3 protein-coding genes are annotated in these 2,520 nt (G+C 71.6%); 2 read left to right on the top strand and 1 reads right to left on the bottom strand.

Annotated features, from left to right (window positions below):
• Both ACYVE7_RS32465 and ACYVE7_RS32460 read left to right on the top strand, forming a co-directional pair.
• Positions 1-586 (top strand): hypothetical protein (locus tag ACYVE7_RS32465; RefSeq protein WP_460370198.1); only part of this gene is annotated, 586 nt, incomplete at its 5' end.
• Positions 583-1,362 carry a helix-turn-helix domain-containing protein gene (locus ACYVE7_RS32460; RefSeq protein WP_460370196.1) on the top strand — a complete coding sequence of 260 codons (780 nt, stop codon included), beginning with the start codon at positions 583-585 and terminating at the stop codon, positions 1,360-1,362. The genes ACYVE7_RS32465 and ACYVE7_RS32460, both read left to right, overlap by 4 nt.
• Here ACYVE7_RS32460 and ACYVE7_RS32455 read toward each other — a convergent pair.
• A complete protein-coding gene (locus tag ACYVE7_RS32455; RefSeq protein WP_460370194.1) occupies positions 1,340-2,386 on the bottom strand; it encodes a zinc-binding dehydrogenase in 1,047 nt (348 codons plus the stop codon). The genes ACYVE7_RS32460 and ACYVE7_RS32455 overlap by 23 nt on opposite strands.
• Between the last annotated feature and the right edge of the window lie 134 nt (positions 2,387-2,520).

Raw genomic sequence — 2,520 nt, 5'->3', positions numbered from 1 at the left:
CGGCGCGCGGACGGTCGCGCCGGGCCTGGTGCGGCTGGCGGGGGTGGTGCTGGCGGCGGGGCCCGTGGTGTGGGGCGCGGGCATCGAGGTCGACCTGGACGGCTATGTCGAGGAGCGCGTCTACGACGCCGACATGATCACGAGCTGCTTCTACCTGCTGGGGCTGGGGGCACTCTGCGTGGTGGTGCTGGCGAGCCGGGCGACCGGCGACCGCAAGGGCAGGCTGTTCCCGGCGATCCCGCTGGCGCTGTTCCCCTTCGCGATCCTGACGAGTCTGGGTTCGGTCGGCCACGCGACCTACGACGACGTCCCGACCTGGGCGGCGGTGCTGGATCCGGCGTGGCCGCTGTCGCAGATCGGGATGCTGGCCTCGGCGATCGCGATCATCCGGGTGGGCCGGTGGCAGGGGGCGCTGCGCTGGCTGCCGCTGGCGGGCGCCCTGTGGCTGGTCGGCGGGATGGCCGGGAAGATCCTCGTCGAGGGTTCGGCCGGGACCCTGGTCGGGCTGTTCTGGATGATCGGGACGTATTCGGTGCTCGGGGTGCTGCTCCTGGTGCGACCTGGTGCCGTAGATTCACGTAGGTGACGACAAAGACCTCCCGGCCCGTGGGGGAACTGCTGCGCGGCTGGCGTGACCGGCGCAGATGGAGCCAGCTCGATCTGGCGTCACGGGCCGGGGTGTCGACCCGTCATCTCAGTTTCGTGGAGACGGGCCGGTCACGTCCGTCGCGGGAGATGCTGCTGCGGCTGGCCGACGAGCTGGAAGTGCCGCTGCGCGATCAGAACCTGCTGCTGCTGGCGGCCGGGTACGCGCCCGTGTACACCGAGACCCCGGTCCACTCCGACGCGCTGGCCACGGTGATGGACGCGGTCCGGCAGGTCCTCACCGCACACGAACCGTTCCCCGCCGTGGTCGTGGACTGCCGCTGGAACCTGGTCGACGCGAACGCCGGCACGAACCTGCTGCTCGACGGCGTCAACCCCGATCTGCTGGACAACGTGCTGCGGGCGACCCTGCATCCGGAGGGCCTCGCGCCGCGGATCGTGAATCTGGGCGAGTGGCGGGCGCATCTGCTGTCCACGCTCCGCCACCAGGTGGTGCATCTGGGCGATCCGTTCCTGGCGAACCTGCTGAAGGAGCTGACGGCCTACCCGTGCGACCAGCCGGAGCTGCTGCCGCCCGCCGGCCAGATCGTGGTGCCGCTGCGGCTGCGGCACCGCGGCAGTGAACTGGTGTTCTTCTCAACGATGGCGACTTTCGGCGCGCCGATGGACATCACGGTCGCGGAGCTGGCGATCGAGTCGTTCTTCCCCGCCGACGCGCGGACCGCGCACGCGATCAGGGGCGCAGGAGGGCTTTGACGGCCTTGCGCTCGTCCATGGCCCGGTAGGCCTGGGCGACGTCGGCGAGCGGCAGGTCCAGGTCGAACACCTGCCCAGGGGTGATCGCGCCGGACAGGACGTCGGGCAGCAGGTCGGGGATGTACTTGCGGGCGGGGGCCAGACCGCCGCCGACCCTGATGTTGTTCAGGAAGATCTTCCGCATGGGCAGGACGGATCCGCCGGCGGTCGAGCCGACATAGCCGACGTGCCCGCCGGGCCGGACGGAGTCGACGGCCTGTTCCATGGACTCCTTGGTGCCGACGCACTCCAGCGCGCAGTCCGCGCCGAACCCGCCGAGCAGCTTCTTGACGGCCTGGGCGCCGGGCTCGCCGCGTTCGGTGACGAGGTCGGTGGCGCCGAAGGCGAGGGCGAGAGCCTGCCGGTCGGCGTGGCGGGACATCGCGATGATCCGGATCGCGCCGAGCCGCCGCGCGGCGATGATCGCGCACAGGCCGACGGCCCCGTCGCCGACGACCACGACCGTGCTGCCGGGCCTGACCCCCGCCGAGACGGCGGCGTGGTGGCCGGTGGACATGACGTCGGACAGGGTGAGCAGGTCGGGGATGAGGGCGTCGTCGAACTTCTCGCGGACGGGCACGAGGGTGCCGTCGGCGTGGGGGACGCGCACGGCGTCGCCCTGCCCGCCGTCGATGAGCCCGGCGGAGTCCTCACTCCCCCACCAGGCGAAGTTCTCGCAGCTCGTGGGCCAGCCGTTGGCGCAGTTCACGCAGGTGTTGTCGCAGACGGAGAACGGGGCGATCACGAAGTCGCCGGGCCGCAGGGAGAACACCTCGGTGCCGGTCTCGGCGACGATCCCGACGAACTCGTGGCCGATCCGCTCGGGGTGCGGGACGGGCGTGACGCCGCGGTAGGGCCACAGGTCGGAGCCGCACACGCAGGCGGCGACCACGTCGACGACGGCGTCGTCCGGGCGGAGGATCCGCGGTTCCGGCACGTCCTGGAGCCGGATGTCCCTTGCGGCGTGCAGCAGCGTGGCGCGCATGTTCCCCCCTCGGCGTCGCGGGCCCTCGGTGGGCCTGTTCCAGGCTACGTCGCGGCCGGTCAGACATCCCTGGAGGTTGGATGTCAAGCGGTGAGGTCGTAGCCGTGGTGGGACCAGGCGGTCGCCTGGTCGTA

The organism is Actinocorallia lasiicapitis (assembly GCF_054778695.1).
Note: the sequence above shows the minus strand (reverse complement) of the source record. Positions and strands in the feature narration are given on the sequence as shown.